22 protein-coding genes are annotated in these 24,935 nt (G+C 68.7%); 14 read left to right on the forward strand and 8 right to left on the reverse strand.

Annotated features, from left to right (window positions below; translation table 11 throughout):
• Positions 1-234: 234 nt before the first annotated feature.
• Both ACWEVP_RS19390 and ACWEVP_RS19395 read left to right on the forward strand, forming a co-directional pair.
• Complete coding sequence (locus tag ACWEVP_RS19390; RefSeq protein WP_452063904.1) at positions 235-3,369, forward strand: tetratricopeptide repeat protein; 3,135 nt, start codon at positions 235-237, stop codon at positions 3,367-3,369.
• A 378-nt stretch (positions 3,370-3,747) separates the two neighbouring features.
• On the forward strand, positions 3,748-4,296 hold the full coding sequence (locus tag ACWEVP_RS19395) for an NUDIX hydrolase (protein ID WP_452063905.1): 549 nt from the start codon (positions 3,748-3,750) through the stop codon (positions 4,294-4,296).
• Here the strand turns inward: ACWEVP_RS19395 and ACWEVP_RS19400 are convergent.
• Both ACWEVP_RS19400 and ACWEVP_RS19405 read right to left on the reverse strand, forming a co-directional pair.
• On the reverse strand, positions 4,282-5,235 hold the full coding sequence (locus ACWEVP_RS19400; RefSeq protein WP_452063906.1) for a tetratricopeptide repeat protein: 954 nt from the start codon (positions 5,233-5,235) through the stop codon (positions 4,282-4,284). The genes ACWEVP_RS19395 and ACWEVP_RS19400 overlap by 15 nt on opposite strands.
• Positions 5,236-5,586: 351 nt before the next feature.
• Positions 5,587-5,961: a helix-turn-helix domain-containing protein gene (locus ACWEVP_RS19405; RefSeq protein WP_452063907.1), complete on the reverse strand. Its 375-nt coding sequence runs from the start codon at positions 5,959-5,961 to the stop codon at positions 5,587-5,589.
• Between the two features lie 167 nt (positions 5,962-6,128).
• Between ACWEVP_RS19405 and ACWEVP_RS19410 the strand changes: the two genes are divergently transcribed.
• The 7 genes from ACWEVP_RS19410 (at position 6,129) to ACWEVP_RS19440 (ending at position 12,100) form a co-directional block, all read left to right on the forward strand.
• Positions 6,129-6,326: a helix-turn-helix domain-containing protein gene (locus tag ACWEVP_RS19410; protein WP_452063908.1), complete on the forward strand. Its 198-nt coding sequence runs from the start codon at positions 6,129-6,131 to the stop codon at positions 6,324-6,326.
• A complete protein-coding gene (locus ACWEVP_RS19415; RefSeq protein ID WP_452063909.1) occupies positions 6,323-6,652 on the forward strand; it encodes a WhiB family transcriptional regulator in 330 nt (109 codons plus the stop codon). Before ACWEVP_RS19410 ends, ACWEVP_RS19415 begins: the two co-directional genes overlap by 4 nt.
• The gene (locus tag ACWEVP_RS19420) at positions 6,652-6,990 is read left to right on the forward strand and encodes a hypothetical protein (RefSeq protein ID WP_452063910.1); all 339 of its coding nucleotides are present in this window, start codon (positions 6,652-6,654) and stop codon (positions 6,988-6,990) included. Before ACWEVP_RS19415 ends, ACWEVP_RS19420 begins: the two co-directional genes overlap by 1 nt.
• Complete coding sequence (locus tag ACWEVP_RS19425; RefSeq protein ID WP_452063911.1) at positions 6,987-7,793, forward strand: hypothetical protein; 807 nt, start codon at positions 6,987-6,989, stop codon at positions 7,791-7,793. The genes ACWEVP_RS19420 and ACWEVP_RS19425 overlap by 4 nt, the downstream gene beginning before the upstream one ends.
• A complete protein-coding gene (locus ACWEVP_RS19430) occupies positions 7,783-9,966 on the forward strand; it encodes an FtsK/SpoIIIE domain-containing protein (RefSeq protein ID WP_452063912.1) in 2,184 nt (727 codons plus the stop codon). Before ACWEVP_RS19425 ends, ACWEVP_RS19430 begins: the two co-directional genes overlap by 11 nt.
• On the forward strand, positions 9,956-10,165 hold the full coding sequence (locus ACWEVP_RS19435) for a hypothetical protein (protein WP_452063913.1): 210 nt from the start codon (positions 9,956-9,958) through the stop codon (positions 10,163-10,165). The genes ACWEVP_RS19430 and ACWEVP_RS19435 overlap by 11 nt, the downstream gene beginning before the upstream one ends.
• 696 nt (positions 10,166-10,861) lie before the next feature.
• Positions 10,862-12,100, forward strand: coding sequence for a hypothetical protein (locus ACWEVP_RS19440; RefSeq protein ID WP_452063914.1), 1,239 nt, complete (start codon positions 10,862-10,864; stop codon positions 12,098-12,100).
• 36 nt (positions 12,101-12,136) lie between these two features.
• On the opposite strand, the gene ACWEVP_RS19445 is transcribed toward ACWEVP_RS19440, so the two are convergent.
• Both ACWEVP_RS19445 and ACWEVP_RS19450 read right to left on the reverse strand, forming a co-directional pair.
• Positions 12,137-13,681 carry a recombinase family protein gene (locus ACWEVP_RS19445; RefSeq protein ID WP_452063915.1) on the reverse strand — a complete coding sequence of 515 codons (1,545 nt, stop codon included), beginning with the start codon at positions 13,679-13,681 and terminating at the stop codon, positions 12,137-12,139.
• Between the two features lie 338 nt (positions 13,682-14,019).
• Positions 14,020-14,358: a DUF3140 domain-containing protein gene (locus ACWEVP_RS19450; RefSeq protein ID WP_452063916.1), complete on the reverse strand. Its 339-nt coding sequence runs from the start codon at positions 14,356-14,358 to the stop codon at positions 14,020-14,022.
• A 176-nt stretch (positions 14,359-14,534) separates the two neighbouring features.
• Here ACWEVP_RS19450 and ACWEVP_RS19455 point away from each other — a divergent pair, with 176 nt between their 5' ends.
• Positions 14,535-15,254, forward strand: coding sequence for an ANTAR domain-containing response regulator (locus ACWEVP_RS19455; protein WP_452064015.1), 720 nt, complete (start codon positions 14,535-14,537; stop codon positions 15,252-15,254).
• Here the strand turns inward: ACWEVP_RS19455 and ACWEVP_RS19460 are convergent.
• The 3 genes from ACWEVP_RS19460 to ACWEVP_RS19470 all read right to left on the reverse strand — a co-directional run bounded on the left by ACWEVP_RS19460 (position 15,214) and on the right by ACWEVP_RS19470 (position 17,860).
• On the reverse strand, positions 15,214-16,173 hold the full coding sequence (locus ACWEVP_RS19460; RefSeq protein ID WP_452063917.1) for an RNA polymerase subunit sigma-70: 960 nt from the start codon (positions 16,171-16,173) through the stop codon (positions 15,214-15,216). The two genes, ACWEVP_RS19455 and ACWEVP_RS19460, sit on opposite strands and share 41 nt — an antisense overlap.
• A gap of 5 nt (positions 16,174-16,178) precedes the next feature.
• On the reverse strand, positions 16,179-16,901 hold the full coding sequence (locus ACWEVP_RS19465) for an SDR family oxidoreductase (RefSeq protein WP_452063918.1): 723 nt from the start codon (positions 16,899-16,901) through the stop codon (positions 16,179-16,181).
• Positions 16,902-16,981: 80 nt separating this feature from the next.
• Positions 16,982-17,860, reverse strand: a complete 879-nt coding sequence (locus ACWEVP_RS19470) for a MurR/RpiR family transcriptional regulator (protein ID WP_452063919.1) — start codon at positions 17,858-17,860, stop codon at positions 16,982-16,984.
• Positions 17,861-17,989: 129 nt separating this feature from the next.
• Between ACWEVP_RS19470 and ACWEVP_RS19475 the strand changes: the two genes are divergently transcribed.
• The 4 genes from ACWEVP_RS19475 (at position 17,990) to ACWEVP_RS19490 (ending at position 23,276) form a co-directional block, all read left to right on the forward strand.
• On the forward strand, positions 17,990-19,381 hold the full coding sequence (locus ACWEVP_RS19475; RefSeq protein WP_452063920.1) for an MFS transporter: 1,392 nt from the start codon (positions 17,990-17,992) through the stop codon (positions 19,379-19,381).
• Positions 19,378-19,800: a GAF domain-containing protein gene (locus ACWEVP_RS19480; protein ID WP_452063921.1), complete on the forward strand. Its 423-nt coding sequence runs from the start codon at positions 19,378-19,380 to the stop codon at positions 19,798-19,800. Before ACWEVP_RS19475 ends, ACWEVP_RS19480 begins: the two co-directional genes overlap by 4 nt.
• Complete coding sequence (locus ACWEVP_RS19485) at positions 19,797-21,017, forward strand: amidohydrolase family protein (protein WP_452063922.1); 1,221 nt, start codon at positions 19,797-19,799, stop codon at positions 21,015-21,017. Before ACWEVP_RS19480 ends, ACWEVP_RS19485 begins: the two co-directional genes overlap by 4 nt.
• A 96-nt stretch (positions 21,018-21,113) precedes the next feature.
• Entirely contained in the window at positions 21,114-23,276 is a 2,163-nt protein-coding gene (locus ACWEVP_RS19490) for a tetratricopeptide repeat protein (RefSeq protein ID WP_452063923.1), read from the forward strand.
• Between the two features lie 296 nt (positions 23,277-23,572).
• On the opposite strand, the gene ACWEVP_RS19495 is transcribed toward ACWEVP_RS19490, so the two are convergent.
• Positions 23,573-24,787: a hypothetical protein gene (locus ACWEVP_RS19495; protein ID WP_452063924.1), complete on the reverse strand. Its 1,215-nt coding sequence runs from the start codon at positions 24,785-24,787 to the stop codon at positions 23,573-23,575.
• Positions 24,788-24,935 lie beyond the last annotated feature (148 nt).

The following is a 24,935-nucleotide window of genomic DNA, read 5'->3' on the forward strand; positions in this document are numbered from 1 at the left end:
GGACACGCACGAGCGTGCATACGGAGAGCGACCATGGGCGTAACAGGTGCACTAGTTGAGGCGACTGTTCGGGGCATGAGGTGGTTGACCTTTCGATCTAGTGGTGCAGTTGTGCCACCGGAGGTCCGCGCGGCGTCAGGCTGGAACGCGTTGGTGCAGTGGAAGTGCACGGAAGGCGCGACTTCATCCTCATCGATGAGCAGTTAAGCCTAGCTCTCAGAGCGGAGGGGCGCGATGCGCGGCGGACGGGTCAGGTCTCAAGCTGCCGATGTAACCACAACTTGGGCGGTCGAGGGAGCGTTCGTCGGTCGCCGCGACGAGCGTGCGCGGTTCGCGGCGTTGCTGAAGACGATGCCGACCGGGCGCCGAGCGCGATGGCGACGACGTAGTGAGGGCCGGAGTGGCCCGGTTTCCCGTGTGGTGTTGGTGCACGGCTTGGGCGGGAGCGGCAAGAGCCGTTTGCTGCACTACTTCCAGGAGATGGCCGAGGGCGAGGTCGGCGACTCGCCGGTGTCGCCGGGGCGGATCCGGACCGTATGGCTGGATTGGGAGGACGAAATGCGTGACCAGCCGAGCCGCTACGCGGATATCCAGGGGCCTAGCCTGGTCACCGTCCTCGACGCCGTCCGCGCGGCTGTGATCGACGCGATCGGGGAGGATGTACGTGGGGCAGATCAGGCTTTCGAGGGCTACGTGCGCGGTGCTGCTCGGATGCCTGAGTACGCGGCCCGCTTCTCGGAGGTGCTTGCACAGAGCCGGCAATCCGGGTCGCCGTTCACAGCAGAGGACGCCGGAACGTTGGTGAAGTCGGCGGTGTCGGCTGGGCTGACGTTCAGCGGGCATCCAGGCGGGCTTCTGGGACTGACGCCAGACCAGCTCAAAGACTCGGCGAAGGCCGCGGGGCACCTGTCGACCGCCGCAGCCCGGGCGGTCACCGGGAGGAAGACCGGGGTGCTGTCCCCGGACGAATACGACTTGGTGACCGATCCCGTTCGGGAGTTGACACGTCGACTTGCTGCGGCCGTACGAACAGTGGCAGGTCGACAACCGATGGTGGTCCTGCTGGACACCGGAGAGGTCGTTGGTCTTCGCGCTTGGAATTGGTTGCGGCACGTCATGGCGCAGACTGGGCCTCGGGTCCTGTGGGTGGTTGGTGCCCGTTTCGAAACCGAGGCAGAAGCCGGCGTCGACAGCCCGGTGGTGCAGTTTGTACGGGACATCGGCGACGCACGCCTGCTGCTCATGTCGCCGACGAGGTTCGACGATTCGATGATCCGGGACTATCTCGGCACACGTATGCCCGGCCGTCGCTACACCGACGCGCAAATCGATGTCATCGCACGGTTCACCAAGGGGCTGCCACTCGCGGTCAGCTTGGCGGCGAAGTTACTCGACGAAGACCAACCGGTCGAGGATGTCTGCCGCCAGATGGACGCAGGACACCCCAGCAGCATCGTGTCCCAGCTGGCGCGGCGTTATCTCATTCACGCCGAGCAGCTTGTCCACTCAGACGATGACCCGCGCCGTGGCGATGTGGAGAAGATCCTCGGACTTGCTCTCACTATCGGAGACCTGCGCAGCGATCCCGAACTGCTGAGGACCCTGTGGAACGTTCCCGACCCGTTGGAAGCATTCCTGGACTTGGCGCGCCGTCATGACTTTGTCTTGCCGGGCTCGCGTCGACTGCACGATGACGTGCGCGACACGCTACGCACCGACCTGCTAGACCCGTTTCGACGCGATCGTGTACGCGTAATCAACCAACGGGCCCTCGACCTGTTCGCGGAGCGTTTGATGCAGCTGCGCATAAAGTGGCCACTCGTTGACGACCAGCTGAACAATTCTCATTACGACACAACTTTGCTGGCCTACCTATGGCACTCGCTCTGGCGAGACAATCAAGTCGGACTGGAGATATTCATCAACATTCTACCGGTACTCGCCGTGACGGCCCCAGAAACCGCCGACGCCGCTGCGTCTGTTGTTGACACGTTCGCGAGCACCTTTGACGATAAGCAGCACCGTGAGCTGGATTTGGTCACGACGGATTCGCCGCGAACAACCGCTGAGAGGTTGAGGGAAATCCAACAGAGAACCTTCGTTCGCGCGGAACGCCGAGTTAAATCGGTCTTACCTCATGCCGCCTTGCAACGAGCGAGTCGGAACGAGGTTGAATGTATGCTTGGTGATGCAACCGATCGCGGGATCGCGCTGATGATCCTTCAGGCACGGCTCCAGGCAACAAACCACAACGACAAGGAAGCCGTCGCTATACTTCGCTCGGCAGCTGACCGAACATACAGCACCAGCATGCGAAAGCAGATCGGGAACGAGGCGCACGCAATCGCCAACAGGTTGATCTGGGCAGGTGTCGACGACACCGCCGTGCCCACTGCGATTGGCCTGGCAGCCGCCCACGTCGCTACAGAAACGTACACGAACGACGATGGGGCAGCCTGGCACAACTACGCTGTGGCTCTGGGTGAAGCAGGGCGGCTCGAGGAATCCCTCACCACCTACGACCGGGCCATCGACCTCAACCCCGACAACGGCGCTTACCACAGCAACCGCAGCATTGCACTGGAGCGGTTGGGGCGGCTCGAGGAATCCCTCACAGCCCGCGACCGGGCCATCGCCCTCAACCCCGACTACGGCGACTTCCACAACAACCGCGGCATCACGCTGCTGCGGTTGGGGCGGCTCGAGGAATCCCTCACCGCCTTCGACCAGGCCATCGCCCTCAACCCCGACGACGGCGACTACCACAGCAACCGCGGCATCACGCTGCAGCGGTTGGGGCGGCTCGAGGAATCCCTCACCGCCCACGATCAGGCCATCGCCCTCAACCCCGACAACGGCGACTACCACAACAACCGCGGCATCACGCTGCAGCGGTTGGGGCGGCTCGAGGAATCCCTCACCGCCTTCGACCAGGCCATCGCCCTCAACCCCGACGACGGCGACTACCACAGCAACCGCGGCATCGCGCTGGCAACGATAGGCGAATTGTCGGAGGCGCTCGCTGAGTTTGATGTCGCCGAACAACTCAGTCCAGGGCATACGGGAGAAGCCAGGATATGGGCCGGGGCTATCCTGTGGCACCGGCAAGATATCGCGGGAGCTCGAGATAGATTCGCGCGCGCCGAAAACCGTGTGACCGGGTGCTCCCCCTTCCGCACCGTTGAGCTGGAAACAATTGCCCTTTGTGGCGTAGAGCAGGCAAACGACTACGAACGTCGTCTGCGGGATTCCCTGTCACTGCGGACTCCTGGTGACCGGCTCGAAAGCCAAGTGATGTACGACCTGCTATCCGATCCGCCGCTACCCGGAATTGATCAGATACGGTCTATTGTCGCCAGCGATATGTGAGTCCGAGCTTGCGCCCCGCAAGGTGCCGACCCAGCCGCAACGGGGTGAGGTTTTGTCGACGCCGGCGAAAGCCCCAACAATGGGGTTAGCCCATTGTCCACTTATCGCCATGGGCCGCGCCTCTGCGATATCGACATTCACCAGCGGAAGCGGAACGGCGGCCAACTCTGCGCGCAGCCGCCGTTCATTCTCTGCAAACGTTCGGCGGGCGGTCTGCCACTCGGTCGTGGCCAGCTCGCCCGGTGTGGCCCACAGCGCGGCGAGTTCGTCACACTGCTACTCGACCGCCTGAAGTGACGCAATGATCTCGTCTCGGCGCTGCCCGTACTAGTCGGCAACAATCGCGCTCAGCGGCGTCCAGCCCGTAGGCTGCCCGGCGTGGCTGACGAGCATGGGTCGTGGAAGACGTTCGGTGAGCGGCTGGTCTATGACAACCGGTGGGTCAAGGTCGGGTTGACGGACGTGGAGGCGCCGAACGGCGAGCGGTGGGACTACCACGTGGTCCACCTCGCGCGGATCGCTATCGCGCTGATCGTGAACGAGCACGACGAAGCACTCATGCTCTGGCGCTACCGCTTCGCTACCGAGCAATGGGGGTATGAGCTGCTCGGCGGCATGGTCGACGACGGCGACGACTCGGCAGGCACGGCCGCTCGGGAGGCGGCGGAGGAGAGCGGCTGGCGGCCGGTCGGCGAACCCGAGCACTTGGTGAGCTTCGAGCCACTCCCGGGGCAGGTCACCGCGCCGGTCGACGTGTACCTGTGGCGAGAAGCCGAGCACGTCGGCGACCCGACCGACACCGAGGAGGTAGGCCGGGTGGAGTGGGTGCCGTTGTTGCGGGTGAACGAGCTGGCGCAGCGTCAGGAGTTGCTCGGGTCGGGCACGCTGGTGTCCCTGCTCTACTACCTCAACTCACGCCGGGCGTGAGTCGCCGGGCAGCACGAGCCGTTCCAATCGGCGACGTAGTCGGACGGACCTGACCGGGGAGATGATCCGCCGGGCCTGCTGCGCGTAGGTCCGGGCGGCCTCTCGGTCCCCGGCCGCGCTGTAGGCAAGCGCAAGGTCGACATACACGGCTGCGCTCGCCCGGACGAACGACGATGATCGGGCGTCGTCGACGAGCCGTTCGAGTTGGTCGATGGCCTCCGGTGCGCCGAGGTGGACGAGCGCGTTGCCGCGCCAGCGGTCCAGGTGGGTGCCGCCCAGGAACAGGAACGGCAGTTCGGGGTGTACGACTTCGGATGGCCGGTGTGTGTCGGCGTCGTCGAACGCGCGTAGGGAGTCGTCTCCGTGTCCGGCGATGGCGTGGCCTTCTCCTTCGGCGGCGGCCAGCCACGCGCGCAGCAGGCGCGGCGCCTGTTTGCCGATCGATCGTGCCTCGGCGAACAGGGCTAGTGCGTCGTCGATGTTGCCCGCGTCGATCAGCACGTATGCCTGTTCGGCGGTGGCGTGCGCGAGCAGCGCGGCCGAGCCGGACTCCAGTGCGGCTGACTTGGCGCGTTCGTAGTGGGTCCACGCTTGCGTGAGTGAGCCGATGTCGAGCGAGTTCCAGCCGGCCAGGGTGGACGCCTCGACCAGCACCCCAGCTAGCGGCGCCCGGTCGCGCCGCAACAGTGTGTGCTGCAGCCGCTCTTCTATCTCGGTAATCTGGCCGCGCAGCCGCTCCAGCCGGGCGGCCGAGCCGAACCGGCGGTCGGCGTGGCGGACGCCGTCGACCTCCTGGCGAAACCCCGCGATGATCGCGGCGTCGACACGCTTGGCGACGACGAGCCGTTCGGCCAGCTCTTCGCCGATTGCGGCGTCACCAGATGGGAGACCGAGTTCCGCGTCGGTGCGGCCGTAGATCTCGCGCAGGACTGCGCGCATCGGCGGTTCTGGCGTGACGTGCCCGTTCTCCCACCGGGATATGTCCGTCTTCCGACTCGGGACTGAACGCTCCGACAATCCGTGTGCGGCAGCGCGCGTGTTGATTGCTCGCGCGAGCTTTTCCTGACTCCAGCCGACCGCGTGCCGGGCGGCCTGCAGGGGGCTTATCGGCGTCATGACGCTGCCCCGTGATAACGGCCGCGACCTGCGGAAATAACACGAGATAACACGGGGTGTGTCATCCGCTGCCAGCTCCCGGCGGCCGCAGAAATGCCGTTTCTTAGAGGCATGACACACGACAGGAACGCCCGCCGGACGGCCGCAGAGGCCGACCGTGATGAGGAATTCGCGCTAGCCGCGCGGATCACCATCACGGCGGATCAGCTCGGTGAGATCGGCCAGTTGATCGGTGATCTGCGTCAGCCGCTGCTCGATGACGGCCAGCCGCGCCGACACGGCGTCTTCCATGTCCTCGCGAGGCTGGCCCAGGGCCGGCGGGATGCGGCCGTGCAGCACTGCGAGCAGGTGCTGCGGGTGCAGCCCCAGCGCCACGGCCAGCGCTTCCAGGGTGCGGTCGCTGCGCTTGCGCTCCACGGTGTGGTTCTGGATTTCGCGGACGATCGCCTGGGAGACCTGCGAGCGTTCGGCCAGCTCGCGTTGCTTCCATCCGAGCTCGTTCACGCGCTCGTTGATGGTCTTCGCGACCGCCGCCCAGTCTTCCGACACCCATTCCTCCGTGGTCCGCCTCAGCGCCGACATTAGCGCTTAACGGAATCCGCGGCGCCGAGATCGACACCGCGTCGCGCATTTGGACCATTTTCACGCCTTCATGCGACTAAATCAGCTTTCTTTTTCAGCTCAAATCAGCTGAACGACTCTAAGGGCTCACTCCAATGCAGAAGAAGAACATCCCTGACGCCGGTGGTCCGGCGTTCTACTCACTTGCCGACGCCGCGTGGATTCTCGGCGTCGACCGCAACGAGATCCATCGCGCCATCCGGGTCGGTTCGCTGCACGCAGAGCGGCGCCGCTCCCGCCTCGTCATCCCGGCCGCCGAGCTGCGGCGCGTACTCGACGGGGGTGCGCGATGACCGAACCCAACTACGAAGAGATGGCCGCTTGGCTCGACCGGTACGTCGACGTGCCGGACGACGTGCTCAACAACCTGGTGACCAGGGACGGTCTGTGTTTCTGGGCGTTCGACCGGGCCGACATGCCAGAACTGACCGGGGACGACCCGCCAGACAGGGAGCTGGCCGCCCGGCTGTGCGCCGGATGCCCGGTGGTCGACGAGTGCCTGGAACTCGACCTGCGCACCGCCGGGCCGGACACGCTCGGCGTCTGGGGCGCGCTGCCGGACACCGACCGGCGCACGCTCCACCCGGTCTGGCTGCGACGCCGTGGAGGTGAGGCATGATGACGCTCACCCTCACGCCGACACAGATCCTCGCCGGGGCCGGTGTCCTGCTCGCGCTGTTCGTGGTGTGGCGGTTCGGCGCGCGGAAGGCACGCCGGGCGGCCGACGCGGCCCGGGCGGGCGCCCGGGTGGTGTCGCTCGCCGGGCGGGTGCTGTTCACGGGCGCGGCGTTCATGGGCGTTCAGTGGCTGGTGATCACGCACCCGGGTAACCCGACGCTGCTGCTCGTGGTGCCGGGCCTGCCGGACCTGATCGCCGCGCACGTCCTCACGCGTGCCCTGACGGTCACGTCGCTGGACACCACCAGCACGCGTCGCCGGGGTGGTGGTCGCCGATGACCACGACCAACCGGAAGCCAGGAGGGGTGGCCGCCATCCGGCGGCTGCCCGCCCCGGCCGCGCCGAACCGGGCGCAGCGGCTGGCCGAAGACGCTGCCGAAGCGGCCGACGTCCGCCGCTGGCAGACCCACCCGGACGTGGTGGCCTTGCAGGTCGAACGCGTCCGCACGCAGGTGGACCGGCTGTGCTGGGCTGGGATCATCCTCGGTCTGGCGTTCACTACGGCCAATGTCCAATGGTTCGCCGCGTCCGGGGCCGCGTTCGGCTCGCTGCCGTGGCTGACGGCGTGGCTGCTCGATCCGACCGTGTGCCTGGTGCTGCTCGCGATCCTACGGGCGGAGCAGGTGACGGCGCGGTACCAGGTCCACACAGGAGCGTGGGTGCGGGCAGCGAAGTGGCTCACGCTAGCCGCCACGTACGTCATGAACACCTGGTCATCGTGGGCGGCTGGGTCGCCGGCCGGGGTGGTCCTGCACTCGGTGCCGCCCCTGGTCGTGTTCGTGGCCGCCGAAGCGGTCACCGACCTGCGCGACAAGCTCACCGACGCCGTGCACGTCGCGTTCACGACTGCCACTAACCCGGCGGGCGTTCATGAACCGGCCGCGCCCCGGCGTGAACAGCCAACCAAGCGACGGCGGTGGTTCGCCGACTACCTCGCCGACGCTCGACGAGCCTGGTCACCCGACATCGTCGTGACCCCAGCATGGGTGCGAGAGGTCACCGGCTGCTCGCGCGGCCTGTCCTCCCGGCTCGCGGCCGCCCTCGTCGCCGAGGTAAGCGAGGGGGCCCGCGATGAACACTGAACCGGAAGGTGGTGCGCTGGCCCGGATGAGCTCGCGGGAAGTCGAGCACGTCGGGCCGGTGCTCGACGGCGAGTTAATCGATGACACGTTGCCGCAACCGCGCCACCGGACCGTGCGGCGCCGGTTCGTGCGGTGGTGGCAGCACTCGCCCCAGGTGCCGCTGTGGCTCAAGAGCAAGCCGCAGGCCGTTCAAGCCGCCAAGGACGGCGTGGTCTGGGTGCTCAAGTCGCCGTGGCGGTTCCTCGGCGCGGTGGTGCGCGGCGTCGTCGTCGGCGCGCGGTGGTGGCGAGGCTGGGTGAAGGTGCGGGACTACCGAACGGCCGCTGAGGAGTCGGACAAGCTCGCCGACAAGTTCACCGAGATCCGCGAACTCACACTGTTCCGGTGGAAGGTCACCGGTGCGGTGCTCGCCGTCCTGACACTGACGGTCGCCGTGGTGGATCTCGTGTACGGCACCGATCCACTCTGGATCGCCGGTGCCGTCGCATCGGTGGCGTTGGCGATCCTGGGGCGTCGCAAGGATGGAAGCCCTGGGCGGAAACCCGCGCTCGCCGGTCCACGCACACTCACATGGACGATGGACCCGCAAGTTCTGGTGGACGCGTTCCGGGACGCGAAGCTGATCGGCAAGGACGAAACGCTCCGCCTGGTGGAGCGGGCAACACATGTCGGGAACGGATGGGCGATCACGGTCGACTTACCCGCCACTCGCAAGGCGGCCGACGTGGTGAAGAACCGGGACGCGCTCGCGTCGGCCCTGGCGGTAGATGAGGTTCAGCTCATCGTGGAACGCGTGCGCGGCAACGGCGGGCATGCCGGTCGGGTGTCGATGTGGGTCGCGGATGAGGACCCGTATGCCCGGCCGCCGCTGCGGACCCCGTTGCTCGGGGTGTCCACGTGGGACGCGTGGCGTCCGATCCCGTTCGGGCGCGACGCGCGGGATCGGCGGATCGATTTGCCGCTTGTGTGGACGTCCCTTCTGGTCGGTGCGATTCCTCGGCAGGGCAAGACATTCGCCGCTCGGCTCGCGGCGGCCGGTCTCATCCTGGACGCGTGGGTCCGGCTGTACGTGGTGGACTTCAAAGCCGGGAAGGACTGGGACGCCGCCGGCCAGGTCGCGCACCGGTTCATGTCCGGCGACGAACCCGAACACGTGCTGTCCCTCGTGGACTGGCTCGTCGAACTGGTCTCAGAGGTTCAGGGAAGGTTCCGGCGGATGCGAGACCTCGACGACCTGACCTGCCCGGAGTCCAAGGTCACGCCGGAGATGTCCCGCGACCCGTCATTGGACATGCCGATTACAGCGATCTTCATCGATGAGGTCCAAGTCCCGCTCGAAAGCCGGACACCTGTGGAAGTGGAAGGCAAGAAGGTCACGGCGGGCGAGTACGTCGGCGAACTGCTGACGTGGCTGGCAAAGAAGGGACCGGCCGCCGGAATCGTACTCGTGCTCGCCACACAGCGGCCGGACTCGAAGACCATCCCCTCCGGGCTGCGGGCCGTGCTCGGATCACGGTTCGCACTGCGGGTGATGGACTGGCGCGACTCCAACATCGTGCTCGGCGAGCAGATGAACACGCGAGGGTTCGACTCCAGCCGCCTGCTGCCTTCCCACAAGGGGGTGGGCATCCTCCGGCCGGACGGAGATACCGCCGCCGGAGCCGATGTCCTCGCGATGACAGTCCGAACCTACTACATGCCGAACGAGGACTGGCAGACCATCTGTCAGCAAGGCCGGGCGCTCCGCAAAGCTGCCGGAACGCTCAGCGGGCACGCCGCAGGGCAGGACACCATGCCGACCCTTGACCACGCGGCCGCTGCCCACGCCATCGGCGTCGGCGCCGTACCCACTTCGGAACCGGCCGGACTCGACGAGCTACCGGAACCGCTGGCGTCGGTGATCGACTACCTCGGCGACGACGCGGACGAACGCGCATTCATCCCCAGCGCCGAACTTGTCGACGCGCTCGCCGTCGAACCGACCGCGTTCGGCCGTTCGATGGGTGAGCTGGGATGCCGCCCGACACGCGACTACATCCCCGCCGAGGACGGCCAGACCAAACGCGTACGCGGCTACCTCACGTCCGACCTTCGTGCGGCCGTCGACCGCGTTCTTGGCGAGGCCAGCCGACACACGGCGAACGGTGGTGAGGTGGGCGCGGATGACGGCTGACCGGGCCCCGAGCACCGCCGAACAGCCCGCAGCCGAGCAACCCGCAAAGGAAGACCATGCTGAACTCGCCGAGCCAATCGATCCGGAAGGTCTGGAGTACTGGCGCCGGGCGTGCGCCGCCTTGCCGCCCATGACCGGCGACGAAATCGAGAGACTCGCCGTCGTGCTTCGCCGGATCGACCAGCGCCACCAACGCTGATCAGATGCGGGGGATGGGCTGCCGCTAGCTGTTGGCGGTCCATCCTCACGCCCAAACGCAGACTCTGGTCGCTACGCGCCGCATACGGAGGGCCGATCCAAAACCCGAGGTCAGCGCATGTGCCCTGGTCAGACGGCGTGCGATTGAAACGAACTCGTCCTCTTCAACGACATCTGCACAAGATGGCCAGTTGACACGCGTCCCAGACGTACACTGCTCGCTCCGGGGCGGCGACGAGAGGGGGCGACTTGACGTCTGGCAGCCGTTCGTGCAGGCGAACCGCAGTCGCGTCGGATGGCGTCCTGTTCGACTCTTGCCAGCAGACGCCTTATAAGTCAGTCAACTACCACCGCGCCACCGCGACCACCAAGCATCCCAAGTCACAGTGGAACATCAGTCGTGACGACGAGTGTCACACGTTCTGCCGAGCAGAAGCTGAATCGTGGAAGGACGCCCGAGGCAACTACTGGGCGGTCGCCGAGGCTGGCGCTCCAGACCTGGGCACGCGCGGGGAGCGAGTAGCGTTCTTCGACGCGCCTCAAAACCCCCCGGACCCGTGGCATGGCTTCCCCGTCGGCACCAAGCGGGGCGCTCTCGCCTTCAAGCCACCGCCAGACGACCTAGTGCTCAAGTGGCACACGTCGGGATTCATCTCATACACTGAGCAGCAGCGAATCCTGACAAGGCGCAGGTGAGATGGCGATGCCGGAACTACTTTCGATTCAGCTAAGAATCCCAGGACAATGGCGGGATATTTGGTTGTACAAGAATCGAATCTACCTCTGGGATCGCATTGGCCTCTTGCGATATCTTGACATGGAGGCCGCGTACAAGAAGCTTGCCAAGAACTACGGTCTCAATATTGCATTCCTTGTTCAACAACTGATCTTCCGAAACGACTGGAAGGTTGGCGAACAAACCCGCCTAATGCTGCAAATACCCGAATTGGAATCCGCTTTTTTGCGCCCTTTCAGGGGCAATGACAGAATTGTCTTAGAGCTTCCGGAGAACCTGTTTGGGTTCAGCGGCAGCGAGGCCTACCGTGAGCCGGTACTAGACTCCTATCTCTACGCGAACCGACTATACCTCGCTACCCTAAATGGCCTGTTTGAGAGCTACATACACCCGCGACACCCCGACAGAGAGTACGAGCTAAATCAGCAACTCGACCGACGGGTATCACGCCTGGCGGTGGGGTACGCAGCCATAAATGCATCCGCCGAAGATGATGGCTTACTCTTTGGGCGAATCAGGTTCGCTGCGGACGAGAGCGCAGACGACTCTCTCGTCGGGCGCCCCGGATTCAAGCCGTCAACGTTCCGTCGGGTTGCGGACTACTCTCTTTCATCGTCCTACGCCGGAAGAAATTTGCTAAATTACACCCAGGACGCAGCTCCTAGTCTTCTGCGGTCGCGGATCGAAGAGCGACCAGCTCAAGGAACTGCCAGATTTGATGATGTCCAAGTGATCGGGTACGAGCAGGAGTCCGAACTCCTTACGACGACTCAATCGACGCTATCCGACCTAGGGCAGGGCACCCCTCCAGCTGAACTGGATATCAAAGTCCTGGGCAACTCGAATTCTCATATACTGGCTTCTGTTGCAGGTCGGCTTCATGTCGTAAATCTGCGAGTTGGGAACGAAAACCGTGACGTTCGACTTCAGCCAGTCAAAAGCTATCGCGAAGCAAGTCGAATCCATGTCAACCTAGATGAAGTGCTGGAAACATATCCGATCAGCAGCGGCTTCGCAATTGAACTTGAAGACTCAATAAAGCTGATGACTAGATCTGGCAGCTACAACCTGTTGAAGGGGGCCGCTGCTCGCGTGAGAACATTCGTCGAATCGCGACGCCACAAAGAGGTCGTAGCAGTTGTACAAGAGGAATCCGTATCACTAATAGGATTTCATATATCCGAGGAAACTCTTTTCTGAACCCGGGGCCGCGACGTTATGGCACCCCTTCGCCTGTCATGCCCGATCCGCTTTGTAGCCTCGGCTTTCGGCGTCGTTCAGCCGTAACCGCTCCCGATCGAACTTCCGTGTGCCCCTCCGGTCGGGCGGGTCCAGGAAAAGCAGGGCCTTGCCCAATGCCGACGTCAGCATCGTCCGTCGTTCACTGACGTCACCGTCGTCCCACTGGCGTGCGATCTCGGCCGGTTCCTGGGCCGTCATCGGACCGTCAGGGTTCCCGCCGGAGAGTGCGTCCCGTTCCGCGCGCAGCCGCGCAAGATCGATAGCAAGAGGCCGGTTCGCCTGATCGAACGCATCCAAGGTGAGTTCCCGTCGTCCCAGTCGCTCAGACAACGCGTTCTGAATCTTCTCGCACTCGGCGATCTCCGCTCGCACCTCGGCGAGCCGGTCGGCGACGCGCGCCCGGGCCGCAGCGACCGCCGAAGCGTGACGCGGATCGGACTGCCGCGCGATCACGATCAACCGCAACTCGGCATCCACGGCGCGCCGGTCTCCGTAGACCTTCCCGCACCCGCGCCGCTGCTTGTTGGAGAAGTACACCGCGCGCCGCTCGCCAGTGTCCTTGTACACCGTGTCCTTACGGCTTGCCGACAGCTTCATCTCGCAGCGGCCACACCGCAGGATGCCAGTCCCGACGTAGCTTTCGCCGACAACCCGTCCTCGCCGCCGAGCGGCATACATCGCTCGCAGCCGTGCGAACTTGTCCGGGTCCACAATCGGCTCGCCCTCGATCCGGCCGACCAACTTACCGTCATGCTCGATCAGCCCGGCATTCGTCGGCCGCAGCAGGACGGACTTCACCGTGACGGCGACCCACTCACGCCCCAACGCCGTCCGTAGCTCTGCTGTGTTCCACTCATTGGCGATCGTGCCTTGACCGATCCCCGCCAACTGCGCATCCGTCGCGTCCCGCAACGCGGCTCGCTCCCGCTCGACCAGCTCGGCAGTAACATCGGGCCGGTTCTTGTCGGTCTCGCCCGGACCCGGTTCCCACGTCATGTCCTTCCCCGGCCACCCGAACCGGCGCGGACCTCCCAGGTGCCCGACGCCCTGTTCACGCTTGGTGGCGAACCGGCGCTTGATCCGCCGGGACGTGTCATCGGACGAGCGGGCCGCGTGCGCGACCTCGATTCGCAGGATGAACCGGTCGTCCGGGTCGGCCAAGTCCCGCTCGCCGTGCGCCGAGTAGACCTTGAATCCGCGTTCGCCCAGCTCGATCAACTTTTCCAGGTCGCGCGGCTGCCGGAACAGGCGGTCGGTATGCCAGACCACAATCCCGTCCGACTCGCCGGACTCGACCCGTTCCAACAGTCGCTCCCAGCCGGGGCGGCGGACGCTACGCTTCCACGCCGAAAGCCCGTCCTTCAACTCCTCGCCGAGGGCCGCGCCGGCCCGCTCGATCACCTTCCGGTTATCGGCCCACTGGGTCTCGATCTTCTCCAACTCGCCCGTCTCTGGCACCCGCGACAGCCGGCCGTAGGAGTCCAGGACGATCGGTCGGTCAGAGCCCTGACCTGCGTTAACATCCTGTTTGATTGCCATACGACGAGGCTATGTCAGCAAATGAGACCTCGCCAAGGCGGCCTTCGGTGCGTCTGACGCAACCAAGGCCACCTCGGGGCGCCTGACCCGCGCTGTGGACAACTCGGGCGATCAGGAACGACCGGCGCCGGATTTGTCGGTGCCCTCCGCTAGCGTGGAAACCGGGGGCTGCTCGGCCGGGCTCAGTCCGCCGAGCCGTAGGAACGCTGGGACGCGCTGGCCCTCCGCTTCACGGCCTTCGTCCGCCGCGATCTCCTCGGCGCCCCGGCGGCCGTTGTCGCCCGCGACGTCACCTGCCCCTGTGGCCGGTCGCTTACCCGGCAAACCCGGCCGCGAACTCAGCCCGCCGGCTTGAGCGGGTCGTGGCCGATCGACATCAGCCGGTGCCGCCAGTGCGGTTCGCCCGCCGTCGGCTCGAGGTCGTCGCGGCGCTGCGCGTGCACCCGGTCGACCACCTTCCGCATCACGTCGGCGTCGTGCTCATCGGCGTCGCTCCTGCGTTTGCGCAGCACCGCCAGCACCTGGTGGCCGGTCGGCGGGCCCGCCTCGTCGGGCAGCGGTTCGGCCTCCGGGCCCGCGTCGCGCGTGCGCAGCCAGTCCTCCAGCTCGCGCGAAGTCATGTTCACCACCCGGTGGAACTCCGCCCACAACTCGTCGTCAACTGCCGTGTTGCTCATTTTCCGGGGCTACCCGGCGCGGCCCACGCCAAACCGCAGGCACCCGGCCGGTAAGGTTCTCCCGGACCCGTTGAAACGCCAGCGGTGGTCTCGGTTGACGCTGCTGGCGAGCTCTTTCCCATGGCTCGCCGCTTGACGCATGGGAGGGGTGGATCTTGCCGACCACTGGCGACGCCATGGCGGAGCGGGTCGACGAGCTGAACGCCGTCCTGGGCGATCTCGTCGGGGTCCTCGAATCGGTCTCGGACACGCCTGGCCTGCTCGACGCGGTCTGCGGCGAGGCGGTCCGGGTGGTGCCGGACGCGGACCTGGCGAGCATCGTGGTGGTCCGCGACGGCGTGACGCAGACCGCGGCCTTCACCGACGAACGCGCCCGGCGCATCGACGACGTGCAGTACGCGGCGGGCGACGGACCCGGCCTGTTCGCGGCGCTCACGGGCGAGGTGGTGCGGGTCGCCGTCGCCGACACCGGCGACCGGTGGCCCGAGTTCGTCCTCGCGGCCAAGGAACTCGGCGTGGGCAGCTACCTGGCGGTGCCGCTGCGGGTGGACGACGCGCTCGTGGGCGCGATCACGCTGTTCGGCTTCGGCGCGCACGGCTACCACGAGTTCGACACGAAGGTGCTGCGGCTGTTCACGTTGTGCGTGGAGACGGTCCTGCGCTTGACCCGCCGCTACCGGGAGGCCCGCCGGCTCGCCGACGAGCTCCGCAACGCGATGGAGACGCGCGCGGTGATCGAGCAGGCCAAGGGCATGCTGATGCTGATCCACCGGGCGAGCGAGGACGCGGCGATGCAACGGCTGATCGTCGAGTCGCAGCACACGAACACGAAGCTGCGCGATGTCGCGGCCCGGTTCACCAAGCGGATGAGCTCGGCCGACGGGGGTCGCAGCTAGCCGCGGCGAAGAGCGGGACCAGCGAGGCGTCGTTGAACGCGGTGATCCGCGCGACCCGGGTGCCGAGCACCGTCAGGACCTGGACGCCGTGGGCGGCGAACCGCCCGTCGCCCACGGCCGCGTACTCGACCAGCGCCGGCTGGCCGTTGGCCCGGGACGGCACCAGCCGCCAGGCCCCCGGCCGCAGCACGCGGCGGCCCAGGAATCCGACGACCGCGTCGCGGCCGGTGAACCACGTCGGGACCGGCGGCATCTCCAGCTCGACGTCCGCGCGCAGCAGCGTCACCAGCGCGCCGGGGTCGGCGCGGACGAACGCGTCCACGTACCGGTCGAGCAACCGGCCCTGCCCGGCCGGTTCGGCGAGGTCCTCCTGCACCGGGCCGGCCTCGGCGAGCCGGCCGCGGGCCCGGCGCAGCGCGCTGTCGACCGCCGCCGGGGTCGTGCCGAGCATCTCGGCGACCTCGGCGGTGCCGAACGCCAGCACGTCCCGCAGGGTCAGCACCGCCCGCTGCCGGGCGGGCAGCAGCTGCAGCGCGGCGACGAACGCCAGCCGCACCCCGGCGCGCCCGGCCACGACCGCGGCCGGGTCGAGGAGCGCGTCGGGGATCGGCTGGAGCCAGGGCACCGCCGGATCGGCGGCCGCCACCGCCACCCGGTGGTCGTCGGACGGCGCGCCCAGCCCCGACGGGAGCGGCCGCCGGGCCCGGCTTTCCAGCGCGGTCAAGCACGCCGTCGTCGCGATCTTGTACAGCCAGCGCCGCACCGAAGACCGGCCCTCGAACCCGCCGAACGCGCGCCACGCCCGCAGGTACGTCTCCTGCACCAGGTCCTCGGCGTCGTGGATCGAGCCGAGCAGCCGGTAGCAGTGCGCGAGCAGCTCGGCCCGGAAGGGCGCGGTCTCGGTGGCGAAGTCGGGCATGACACTCAGAGCGTACGCAGGCCGGTGCCGCTGACCTGGTATTCCGCGGCGTCGCCGTCGATCACTTCGAGGACGGCCTTGGCCACCTGCTCCGGCGTCAGGACCGACTCCATCTTCGCGACGAAGGTGTCGCGGTCGACGCCCGTGCGCGCGGCGTAGCCCTCGACGCCGACCGTGCCGAGGCCGGTGGCGGGCGTGAGCTGCGGCAGGAGCGTGGCGAACCGGAGTCCGAGCCCGGCGCGCTCGGACTCCTCGGCGCCGTACGCGCGCAGGTACCGGATCGCGGCTTTCGCGCTGGCGTACCCGCCGCTGAGCGGCGACCCGGCGAGGGCGGCCCCGCTGGACATCGAGACGACGACGCTGCCCTTCCCGAGCGGCTCCCGGAGTGCGGCGCGCGTCCAGGCGAAGACGTGCCGGGTGTCGACGTGCCAGTTGCGGCTGAAGGTTTCCCAGGTCTGTTCGTGCACGGGCGCCATGTGCGGCACGGCCCCCGCGTTGAGCACGAGCAGGCCCGGCCGGTGTTCGCGAAGGACGCTCTCGGCGAGCTGGTCGTCGGTCGCGTCGGCGGCGACGGGGACGAAGGACGCGCCGAGCTCGTCGCGCACGGCGTCGAGTTCGGGCGCGCTGCGGGCGATGCCGACGACGGTACGGCCGCCGGCGACGAGCGCCGCGGCGATGGCACGCCCGAAGCCGCGGCCGGCCCCGGTGACTACGGCGGTGGTGGACATGAGGACTCCCGGTGGTCGATGCCGTGTGGACCGGATCGAGACCGCCGGGGGAGCGGAAAACCGTCGCTGAGTGACCCAGATCACACGGGTTTGGCCGAGGGGCGGCGGTGCAGCAGGTCGAAGCGCGACCACATCGCCTCCGCGGCCTCGATCGACTCGCTCGTCCGCGCCGGGTCCACCGCCGCCAGCTGGGCGACGATCGCCTGGACCAGCGCCATGCCCGCGGTCAGCGACGGGAAGAACGTCACGCCCTCGGCCGGCACCATCAAGACCTGCTCGACCGCGCCCGCCAGTGCCGGGCTGGCCGCGTCCGTCACGGCGAACACCCGCGCGCCGCGGCGCTTCGCCTCGCTCGCCGCCAGGACCGTGCTCTCGTACAGGCGCCAGAAGCTGATCGCCACCAGGACGTCGTCCGAGGTCAGCTTCGCCGTCTGGTTGGCCAGCTCCGCGTCGCCCGCCGTCACCGCGTGGACGTCGTAGCCCGCGAGCCGCGCGTTGTGCGCGAAAGCGATGCCGACCGCCGCGTAGCTGCCGTCGGCGATCACCAGCGTCCGGCGGGCCGCGGCGATCGCCCGGGCGACCTCGCGGATCACCTCTTCGTCGAACCGCCGGTTCAGCAGGGCGAGGCTGTCGAGGTCGCGGCGCAGCGACGCCGACCCCGGCGAGTCGACGCCGCGGTGCTCCTCGGCGACCTGCGGCGCGCTCAGCGACGACATGTACCGGGCCCGCAGCTCCTGCTGCAGTGCCGGCCAGCCGGCGAAGCCCAGCGCCTGCGCCGTGCGCGTCACGGTCGCGACGTTGACGCCCGCGAGCTGGGCCAGCTCGGCCGTCGAGCCGAAGGACGCCCGCCTCGGCTGGGAGACGAGGACCTCCAGCACGGCGGCCGATTTCGGCCGCAGCCCGCGCTCGGGCAGCCGGTCCCGCAGCCACGCCTCGAAACCGTCGTCGGTGTCCGCCACTCGTCCCCTCCCTCGGATCGGGTAACCGTAACGCAGGGATGTCGAGTTGCAACAAACATTGCAAAACTGCAAAAACGCAGTATACGTTGTCCACACTCCCCGGCGCCCGGACACGGAAGGCGTTCCCCCATGACCCTGCTGGCACGACTGGATCGGCTGCCGCTCAGCCGGCCCCACTACAAGCTGCTGCTCATCGGCGGGCTCGGCTACACCTTCGACGGCATGGACTCGGCGGTCGTCGCCTTCCTGCTGCCCAGCGCCAAGGCGGCGTGGGGTCTCGACAACGGCCAGCTCGGGCTGATCGGCTCCGCGACGCCGTTCGGCTTCCTCTTCGGCGCGATCGCGGCCGGCCTGCTCGGCGACCGCATCGGCCGCAAGAAGGTCATGATGTACGCGCTGGCCTTCTACGCGCTGTTCTCCGTCATCGCGTCCTTCTCGCCGAACTACGAGATCTTCCTCGGCGCCCGGGTGCTCGCGGGGGCGGGCGCCGGCGCCGAAAGCGCGATCATCGCGCCGTTCCTGTCCGAGTTCGTGCCGGCCAAGCGGCGCGGCTGGTTCGTCGGCGCGCTCGCCGGCTTCTTCTCCTTCGGGTTCGTCGCGGCCGCGCTGATCGGGCGGTTCGTCGTGCCGTCGTTCGACGAGGGCTGGCGGATCGCGCAGCTGGTCACCGCGCTGCCGATCGTGATGCTGCTGTGGTGGCGGCGGTCGCTGCCCGAGTCGCCGCGGTTCCTGCTCGCCCAAGGACGGGTCACCGAAGCCGAGAACGTGGTCGCCAAGATCGAGCGCGACGTCGAGAAGGCCACGCGCACGACGCTCCCGCCGGTGCCGCCCGCCGACGCCCAGCCGGCCACCGAGACACCGAAGGTCAACCTCTTCAGCGCGCTGAAGTTCCTGTGGAGCCCGGCGATGCGGCGCCGGACGGCGGTGATCTGGACCGTCTGGTTCGTGATCACGTTCTCCTACTACGGCTTCTTCTCGTGGATCCCGACGCTGCTCGTCGAACGCGGCATCACCGTGACGAAGAGCTTCGAGTTCTCGATCATCATCTACCTGGCGCAGGTGCCCGGGTACTTCTCGGCCGCGTGGCTGTCGGAGCGGCTCGACCGCAAGCACACCATCGCGCTGTACCTCGCCGGCTCGGCCGTGAGCGCGTTCTGGCTGAGCCAGACGAGCGCGCCGTGGTCGATCACGCTGGCGGGCGCGGTGCTGTCGTTCTTCCTCAACGGCACCTACGCCGGGGTGTACTCGTACACGCCCGAGGTGTTCCCGACCTGGATCCGCGCCAGCGGCACCGGTTTGTCCAGCGCGTTCGGCCGGGTCGGCAGCATCCTCGCGCCGACGATCATCGGCCTGTCCTCGGCGAGCCTCGGGTTCGCCGGCGTCTTCGGCATGACGACGGCGGTGCTGGCGGCCGGGGTGCTCTGCGTGCTCGTCTTCGGCCTGTCCACCGCGGGCCGGTCGCTGGAAGAACTGACCGAACACGGCGCGCCGAAGGCCGCCGCGAAGGAGATGACGAAGTGAGCTTGTCCACTGTGGAGGAACGGGTGCGCGACGCGATCGGCGTGCGGCTGTTCACGGTGCTCGCGTGGGTGCCCGAACGCCGCGCGTTGAAGCGGGTGCACAGCAGCCACCCGGCGGAGTACCCGGTGGGCGGGGAGAAGACGGTCGAGGTCGCGGCCGGCTGGCTCGACCGCTGCATCACCGCCCAGGAGCCGTACTTCGGGCCGGACCGGGCGGCGGTGCGCGAGATCTTCGCCGACCACGACCTGATCGAAAGCCTCGGCTGCGGGTCGATCATCAACGTGCCCGTGGTCGCCGACGGCCGGACGCTCGGGGTGCTCAACATCCTGGACGCCGAAGGCAGCTATGACGAAGATTCGGTGGCGGTGGCCGCATCGCTGGCGCCGCTGGCCGTGTCCGCGCTACTGGAGGAACGATGACCGGACTGTTACTGCGCAACGCCCGGCTGCTCGACCCGCTGTCGGGCGAGTACACCGAAGGCGACCTGCGTGCTTCCGACGGACGGATCGTCGAGGTGGGGCCGGGCCTCGCCGCCGCCGACGTGCCGACGCTGGACGTGCGCGGCGCGGTCGTGCTGCCCGGGCTGGTCGACGCGCACGTGCACGTCACGGCGTCGACGGCGGACCTGGGCTCGCTTTCCTCGTCGTCACCGTCCTATGTGGCCGCTCAGGCCGCGCAGACCATGAGCCGCATGCTCGACCGCGGGTTCACCACGGTCCGCGACGCCTCCGGTGCCGACTACGGACTGGCGGACGCCCAGGCGGACGGGCTGTTCCGCGGGCCGCGGCTGCTGTTCTGCGGCCGGGCGCTGAGCCAGACGGGCGGGCACGGCGACAGCCGCACCCGCGGCACCCACGTCAAGGACGACCACCCGTGCTGCGCGGGCCTGGGCCGGGTGGCCGACGGCGTGGACGCGGTCCGCGCGGCCGCCCGCGACGAGCTGCGCAAGGGCGCGCACCACATCAAGGTGATGGCCTCGGGCGGCGTCGCGTCCCCGACCGACCGCATCGACTCGACGCAGTATTCGGCGGAGGAGCTGACCGCGATCGTCGAGGAGGCATCGGCGGCGAACCGGTACGTGGCGGCGCACGCGTACACCGCCCGCGCGGTCAACCGGGCACTGGAGCTGGGCGTCCGGTCGATCGAGCACGGCAACCTGCTGGACGACCGCAGTGTTTCGCTGTTCCGGTCCCAGGACGCCTACCTGGTCCCGACCCTGGTGACGTACTGGGCGCTGAAGGAGGAGGGCCGCGAGCACGGGCTGCCGGAGCCGAGCTGGCGCAAGGTCGACGAGGTACTGGGCGCGGGCATGGCGGCCCTGGAGCGAGCGGCCCGCGGCGGCGTGAAGCTGGTGTACGGAACGGACCTGCTGGGCGGCATGCACCGCCACCAGAACCACGAGTTCCGCCTCCGCGGCGAAGTCCAGACCCCGTTGGAGGTAATCCGTTCGGCAACATCAACAGCGGCGGACTTGCTGAACCTTACGGGTGAAATCGGAACACTGGCCACGGGCGCGCACGCGGACCTGCTGGTGGTGGACGGAGATCCGCTGGCGGACATCGGAGTATTGGCGGACCCGAAGCACTTCAGCCACATCATCCAGGGCGGCGAGGTGGTCGCCGGCACGGCGATCTGACGCCGGGGCTGTCGGCCAACTCACTGGCCCGCCCACTGACTTTTCCGTGCGCACCCTGTAGACAGGGAAGCTCCGGGTACGTCGGGGGGTGTTCGGGTGAACGGCGTCAGCGAGGGCGGCCGCGGGGCGGCGAAGGGCGCGAACGGGCAGGACGGCAGTCGTTCGCCGCGGACGGGGCAGTTGTCGGCTGTGCCCTCCCAGCACGGCGCCGCCGATCCGGAGCCCGCCGCCGCGGTACCGGGCGTACCGGCGATCGTGCCGGGCAGTCCCCGGCAGCTGCCACCGCCGCCCGCGCACTTCGTCAGCCGCGCGGACGAGCTTTCCTGTCTCGACGAGCTGACCGGACCCGGGGCAGGCTCCCGGGCGCAGGTGGTCGTCGTGGTCGGTCCCGGCGGAGTCGGGAAGACCGCTCTGGCGGTGACGTGGGCGTCCGGCCACGCGCACCGCTATCCCGACGGGCAGCTCTACACCGACCTGCGCGGCTTTTCCGCCGACACGGCCGTGGCGCCGGAAGAGGTGCTGGGCGTTTTTCTGCGCGCACTGGGCGTCGCCCCGGAGCGGGTCCCGGCCGGGCTGGCCGAGCAGGTCGGGCTGTACCGGACGGTGACCGCCGAGCGCCGGTTGCTGGTGGTGCTGGACAACGCCGTGTCGACGGCACAGGTGCGCTCGCTCATCCCCGCCTCGGCCGGATCCGCGGTGGTGGTGACCAGCCGCCTTCGCCTGGACGGACTGCTCGCCGACGGCGCCCGGTTCGTGGACGTGGCGCCACTGCCGCCCGGCGACGCGATCGCGTTGCTCTCCAGCACGGTCGGCCGGAGCCGGGCCGACGCGGAACCGGCGGGGGTGGCGGAACTGGCGGAGCTGTGCGGGCGGTTCCCCATCACCTTGCGGGTGGCGGCGGCGCGGCTGGCCGCGCGGCCGCGCTGGCCGGTCTCGCGGGTGGTGACGCAGTTGCGCGACGAGCGTTCACGGCTGGCGACGTTGTCCCGGCTCGCGGGCGCGGAGGACTCCGCGACGGCGGCGTTCGACTGGTCCTACCGCGAGCTGCCCGCGCACGCGGCGCTGCTGTACCGGTTGACGGCCGAGGTCCCCGTGCCGGAGTTCACCGCGGGACTGGCCACCGCGGTCACCGGCATGCGGGAGCACGACGTGGGCGAGGCGCTGGAACTGCTGGTCGACGCGAGCCTGCTCGAGGAGGTCGACCTCGACCGCTACCGCTTCCACGACCTCGTCCGGCTGCACGCGCGCGCCCAGCGGGACGAGGACCGGTTCGAAGCCGTGCCTCGCGCCGCCCGGTGGTACCTGCGGGAGCTGACGCGGGCGAACCTGGTGGTCATTCCGATGCGCTGGCGCGTGAGCTCGGTCGCCGAGGACGTGCGGGACGAGCCGGCGCCGTTCGCCACGGACGGCGAGGCACTGGACTGGCTGGCCGGCGAGCTGCCGGGAGTGCTGGCGTTGCTGGAAGAAGCGGTGGCCGACCGCCACGACGAGGTGGCGTGGCAGCTCTGCGAAGCGTTGTGGGAGCTGCTGCTCCGGCGCAAGCGCTACCCGGAGTGGCTGCGCTCGCACGAGCTCGGGATCACCGCCGCGCACCGCTGCGGCAACCGGATCGCGGAATCGAGGCTCCGGTACCAGCTCGGCCGGGCCCACCTGGACCTCGGGCAGCCGGAGGCGGCCGAGCGCGAATCGCGGTGGGCGGCGGAGCTGGCGCGTGAGGCCGGGGACCGGCGCGGCGAGTCCGCCGCGTTGGAGCAGCTGGGACTGGTCGCGCAGAACCGCGGTGACGTCGACGCGGCGGTGGTCCTGTTCACCGACAGCCTGCGCATCGAGCAGGACCTGGGGATCGAGCGTGGGGTGGCGGCCCGGCACTGGCGAATCGGCGAAGTGCTCCTGCTGGCCGGCCGCGAAGGAGGTGCGAAGCGGCACCTGGAGACGGCCGCCCGGCTGTTCGCCCGGATCGGCGACGCACGGGGCGGGGCCTGGGTGACACTCGGGCTCGCCCGGATCGACGCGCGATCCGGGCAGCCCGAGGTGGCGGTCCGGCGGCTGGAAGAGGCCCGCGAGGTGCTGGGACGGCGAGGCTCAGAGGTGCACGAGGCGAACGTGCTGCTGGCGCTGGCCGAGGTCACCCAGGACGACTTCCCGCGCGCCCGGCAGTACCTCGTGGAAGCGGCGGAACTGGTCGCCGACGTCGGCGGCGAGGTGCTGTCGCGGGTCCGGACCGCGCTCGACGCCCTGGACCGAGGCGAGGGCGGTTAGCCGCCGCCCGATGATCAGCCACAGGCAGGCGGCGACCGCGGCGAGCTCGGCGGGTCCGTCGTCGACGAGGGTGGTGTCTCCACTGTGCGCACCGAGCAGCAGGCCGGTCGCCTCGACCGGGACGACGGCAGCGGTGAGCCCGGGGAGCCGGGCGAAGAGCCCGGCCAGGACTGCTCGTCCGTCGGCGCGGGTGGCGCAGGCCGGCGCGATCACGGCGTCGGCGAGCGAGGCGCGGCTGTGCGGGGTGGCGGTGACGAGCGTGCCGTGCCGGGCGCCGCACGTGTAGTGCCAGCGGGTCACCACGCCACCGCCTTCGGCAGCGGGACCGGGGAAACGGGCACGGCCCGCGCGGGCTCCGCGAGGCCGAGCAGCCGGTACAGCGTGCGGCGCAGGATGTGCCCGGTCCGCCCGGGACGGGAGCTGAGCAGTCCGCGGACGATGCCGGGCAGGCCGGCGGCGTCGCGTGCTGCCGCCGCGGCCACCAGCTGGGGCCGCAGGGGCAGGCCGGGCTGCCAGCGGGGCGCGTGCCGGGCGAGGACTTCGGCGGGGCTGCCGCACAGGAGCGGCTGGTCGGGGTTGTCGGCGAGCAGGATCGACGCACCCGTGGTGGCGGCGTAACCGGTGACGGATCCGTAGTCGCCGAGGACGTGGTCCGCGGCGGCCAGCGCTCCGCGCCACCCCTCCTCCGGCGGTACCAGCACCAGCCCGGCCCGCAGCGCGTCGGCGAGCCACGACCGGACCTGCCGGGCGCCGTGGTGGGACCAGATCGCCGGGTGCAGCGCGCCGACGACCCGGAAACGTTCCGGCGACAGCTCGGCCAGGACCCGGTCGAACAGGTCCGGGTGCCTGCCGAACGCCGACCGCGGCGACCAGGTGGACGTCACCACGACGACCTCCTGCTCACCGGTGGCGCCGAGCGCCTGCCGGTACCGGTCGCGGAACGGGAGGCTCGCGGTGAGCCGGTCGAGGGCGATGTCGCCGGCGACGACCGCGGCCGGCACCGCGGGCGGGCACAATTCGGCCAGGAGGTCTTGCTCGCGGTCGTGGACCAGGACGATCGCGTCGGCGCGCACCCGGCCCGCGCGCAGCAGCTGGTCCGGTCCGAGCCCGACCTGGTGCGGGTCGCCCGCCCGCGGGCGCCACGGCTGGTACTGGCCGAACCCGCCGCCGTGCGGGACCAGCAGGACCGGCGCGGTCAGGTCGTCGATGCCGCGGGTGCTGCCGGCGAGGACGAGGTCGACTTCGCTGCGACGCGCCTGTGCCCACGGGAGCACCGTGCCGCCCTGGGCGCGCAGGAAGTCGTGCGTGGCCTGCCAGTCTTCGCCGTCGCCGGGATCGGCGAACGCGATCTGGATGCGATGGTCGGCTTCGAGCAGCGGCAGGAGGTCCAGCAACCGGGTGCCGGCCACGATGTGCGGCACGAGCACGAGAACGGATTTCGTGCCGAGCCGGGTGGCGAAGTGCGCGTCGGCGGGGCCGAGGGGGCTGCGCACCCAGGTGTGGTCGGCCATCGGGGTCTCCTCGGTGTCGTGTCCAGTTGTTGTCACGAATGTCCTGGACCCCGTTGAGAAAAGCCTTTCGGCCTGTGCTTTAGTGGATTGACAAACGATCAACAGTGATCGTCAACGCGCTTTCTTCACTTTTCTGACGTGGTCTTTC

The organism is Amycolatopsis sp. NPDC003865, from assembly GCF_053605345.1.

Bases quoted from the DNA above. Each gene is read 5' to 3' on its own strand.
- ACWEVP_RS19390 (WP_452063904.1), top strand. From the start codon at position 235: ATGCGCGGCGGACGGGTCAGGTCTCAAGCTGCCGATGTAACCACAACT.
- ACWEVP_RS19400 (WP_452063906.1), bottom strand. From the start codon at position 5,235: ATGCGCGCAGTCCTGCGCGAGATCTACGGCCGCACCGACGCGGAACTC.
- ACWEVP_RS19410 (WP_452063908.1), top strand. From the start codon at position 6,129: ATGCAGAAGAAGAACATCCCTGACGCCGGTGGTCCGGCGTTCTACTCA.
- ACWEVP_RS19415 (WP_452063909.1), top strand. From the start codon at position 6,323: ATGACCGAACCCAACTACGAAGAGATGGCCGCTTGGCTCGACCGGTAC.
- ACWEVP_RS19420 (WP_452063910.1), top strand. From the start codon at position 6,652: ATGACGCTCACCCTCACGCCGACACAGATCCTCGCCGGGGCCGGTGTC.
- ACWEVP_RS19425 (WP_452063911.1), top strand. From the start codon at position 6,987: ATGACCACGACCAACCGGAAGCCAGGAGGGGTGGCCGCCATCCGGCGG.
- ACWEVP_RS19430 (WP_452063912.1), top strand. From the start codon at position 7,783: ATGAACACTGAACCGGAAGGTGGTGCGCTGGCCCGGATGAGCTCGCGG.
- ACWEVP_RS19435 (WP_452063913.1), top strand. From the start codon at position 9,956: ATGACGGCTGACCGGGCCCCGAGCACCGCCGAACAGCCCGCAGCCGAG.
- ACWEVP_RS19440 (WP_452063914.1), top strand. From the start codon at position 10,862: ATGGCGATGCCGGAACTACTTTCGATTCAGCTAAGAATCCCAGGACAA.
- ACWEVP_RS19445 (WP_452063915.1), bottom strand. From the start codon at position 13,681: ATGGCAATCAAACAGGATGTTAACGCAGGTCAGGGCTCTGACCGACCG.
- ACWEVP_RS19450 (WP_452063916.1), bottom strand. From the start codon at position 14,358: ATGAGCAACACGGCAGTTGACGACGAGTTGTGGGCGGAGTTCCACCGG.
- ACWEVP_RS19455 (WP_452064015.1), top strand. From the start codon at position 14,535: ATGGCGGAGCGGGTCGACGAGCTGAACGCCGTCCTGGGCGATCTCGTC.
- ACWEVP_RS19460 (WP_452063917.1), bottom strand. From the start codon at position 16,173: ATGCCCGACTTCGCCACCGAGACCGCGCCCTTCCGGGCCGAGCTGCTC.
- ACWEVP_RS19465 (WP_452063918.1), bottom strand. From the start codon at position 16,901: ATGTCCACCACCGCCGTAGTCACCGGGGCCGGCCGCGGCTTCGGGCGT.
- ACWEVP_RS19475 (WP_452063920.1), top strand. From the start codon at position 17,990: ATGACCCTGCTGGCACGACTGGATCGGCTGCCGCTCAGCCGGCCCCAC.
- ACWEVP_RS19485 (WP_452063922.1), top strand. From the start codon at position 19,797: ATGACCGGACTGTTACTGCGCAACGCCCGGCTGCTCGACCCGCTGTCG.
- ACWEVP_RS19495 (WP_452063924.1), bottom strand. From the start codon at position 24,787: ATGGCCGACCACACCTGGGTGCGCAGCCCCCTCGGCCCCGCCGACGCG.